The sequence below is a fragment of the Acinetobacter sp. WCHAc060006 genome, assembly GCF_004209135.1.
In the GTDB taxonomy this organism is placed as follows: Bacteria; Pseudomonadota; Gammaproteobacteria; order Pseudomonadales; family Moraxellaceae; genus Acinetobacter; species Acinetobacter cumulans.
The window spans coordinates 1-2,408 of sequence record NZ_SGSS01000067.1 but is presented as its reverse complement, the minus strand read 5'-3'; the positions used below and the strand labels follow the sequence as shown (position 1 = coordinate 2,408).

The 2,408-nt window shown below is 44.5% G+C and carries 2 protein-coding genes and 1 pseudogene; 2 read left to right on the top strand and 1 reads right to left on the bottom strand.

The window, feature by feature from the left end:
• Window positions 1-210 (top strand): annotated as a pseudogene (locus EXE29_RS17110) (glucose 1-dehydrogenase); the annotation flags it as partial.
• 49 nt (window positions 211-259) lie between these two features.
• Window positions 260-844, top strand: coding sequence for a 2-hydroxychromene-2-carboxylate isomerase (locus tag EXE29_RS17105; RefSeq protein WP_120365110.1), 585 nt, complete (start codon window positions 260-262; stop codon window positions 842-844).
• 82 nt (window positions 845-926) lie between these two features.
• Here the strand turns inward: EXE29_RS17105 and exaC are convergent.
• Window positions 927-2,408, bottom strand: a 1,482-nt coding sequence (exaC, locus tag EXE29_RS17100) for an acetaldehyde dehydrogenase ExaC (RefSeq protein ID WP_213073191.1), incomplete at its 5' end; no start/stop codon positions are given.

Here is a 2,408-nt window from a genome sequence, read left to right as displayed (position 1 = left end):
CGTAATATTCATGTGGCGCATGTGGTGGTCGATGGTGCGATTGATACCGACTTTATTAAAGATACTTTTCCCGATTTGTACGCAAAAAAAGAGCAAGATGGCATTTTAAATCCAGTACATATTGCAGAGAATTATTGGCATCTTTCGCAGCAACCACGAGATGCATGGACACATGAATTAGACCTCAGACCCTGGATGGAGCGCTGGTAAGGATATAAAAAGAATTGAATGGACACATAAAATGACGAGGACTTTGAAAATGAGCAAGATTGAATTTTATTTTGATTTAGGTAGCCCATATAGCTTTTTGGGGTTTCACCGCATACAGCAAATTGCTGAGCAACATCAGGCAGAAATGATATGGAAACCGATGTTATTAGGAGGGGTCTTTAAAGCGACTGGGAATAACAGTCCAATGGCTGTGCCAGCCAAAGCACGCTATTCGATGATTGATTTACAGCGCTGGGCCAAGCTATGGCATATTCCTGTACAGATGAATCCTTATTTTCCAATTAATACCTTAATGCTAATGCGTTTGCTTACTGCTGTGCAGTTATATCAGCCAGCGCAGTTTCAACGGGTTTTGACTGCGCTGTTTGATGCCATGTTTGCTCAGCCACGTAATTTAAATGATGTGACAGAGCTGATGAATTTAGCGCAAGAATTAGGTTTTGAAGTCACTCAAATACAGGCGTGGCTAGAAGATGAAAAGGTGAAATCTGAGCTGAAAGCGGTCACACAAGAAGCGATTGATCGCGGGGTATTTGGTGCACCAACGTGGTTTGTAGCAGATGAAATGTATTGGGGGGTTGATCATCTGCATTTTGTGGAAGCTGCGCTATAGAGAATTGAACAGCTTCTAATCAGGTCAAATAAAAAAGCGAACCGAAGTTCGCTTTTTAGGGTTTAACTATAGACTAACTCAATTAGAAGAAGCCCATAGGTTTAGTAGAATAGCTCACCAACAGGTTTTTGGTTTGTTGATAGTGATCGAGCATCATTTTGTGATTTTCACGGCCGATACCTGATTTCTTGTAGCCACCAAAGGCCGCGTGAGCAGGGTAGATATGATAACAATTGGTCCATACACGACCGGCTTGAATGGCACGGCCAGCTCGGTAAGAGGTGTGTGCTGAGCGTGACCATACGCCTGCGCCAAGTCCATAAATCGTGTCGTTGGCGATCTTAATCGCTTCATCAAAATCTTTGAAGGTTGTTACGGACAGCACAGGGCCAAAGATTTCTTCTTGGAAAATCTTCATGCTGTTATTGCCTTTAAAAATGGTCGGTTCGATGTAGAAACCTTCACCAACTTCTTGGCGTTCACCACCCCCTGTCAGCACTTGCGCGCCTTCTGCGCGGCCTGTGGCGATACAGCCCAAAATTTTATCTTGTTGCTCTTGCGAAGCTTGAGCGCCAATCATGGTGTCGGTATCTAGTGGGTGGCCGGTCTTAATGCGCTTTACACGTTCAATGGCTTTTTCAAGGAATTTGTCTGCAATGCTTTCATGGACTAAAGCACGTGAAGGACAGGTACAAATTTCACCTTGGTTGAGTGCGAACATGGCAAAGCCTTCCAGCGCTTTATCCAAAAAGTCATCGTCTTGATCCATCACATCTTCAAAGAAAATGTTTGGTGATTTTCCACCTAGTTCCAGTGTTACAGGAATAATATTTTCAGTGGCATACTGCATGATCATTTGGCCGACAGCCGTAGAACCCGTAAATGCAATTTTGGCAATACGTGGATTAGTTGCTAATGGACGGCCGACTTCTACGCCGTATCCGTTGACAATATTCAGTACGCCAGCAGGTAGGATGTCTTGGATTAATTCTGCCAAAACCAAAATGCTGGCCGGAGTTTGCTCAGCAGGTTTAAGCACAATGCAGTTACCCGCAGCCAAGGCAGGTGCAAGTTTCCAAGCCGCCATTAAGATAGGGAAGTTCCAAGGAATAATTTGCCCCACAACACCCAAAGGTTCATGGAAATGGTAAGCAATGGTGTCACCATCAATTTCCGAAATACCGCCTTCTTGTGCGCGGATGCAGCTAGCAAAATAACGGAAGTGGTCAATGGTGAGTGGAATATCTGCAGCCAGTGTTTCGCGGATCGGTTTGCCGTTGTCCCAGGTTTCTGCAACGGCCAATAATTCTAGATTTTCTTCTAAGCGATCTGCAATTTTCAGTAACAGATTAGAGCGTGTGGTTGGGGAGGTGTTATTCCATTCGGCTTTGGCTGCGTGGGCTGCATCGAGCGCTAACTCAATATCTTCTGCAGATGAGCGCGGAATTTTGGTAAATGCTTTGCCGTCAACGGGGGAGATGTTGTCAAAATATTCGCCTTTGACCGGTGCGACCCATTTGCCCCCAATAAAATTTTCATATTGTGACTTAAATTGGACTTTTGA

Coding starts and splice junctions, on each gene's coding strand:
- EXE29_RS17105 (WP_120365110.1), top strand. CDS start 260: ATGAGCAAGATTGAATTTTATTTTGATTTAGGTAGCCCATATAGCTTT.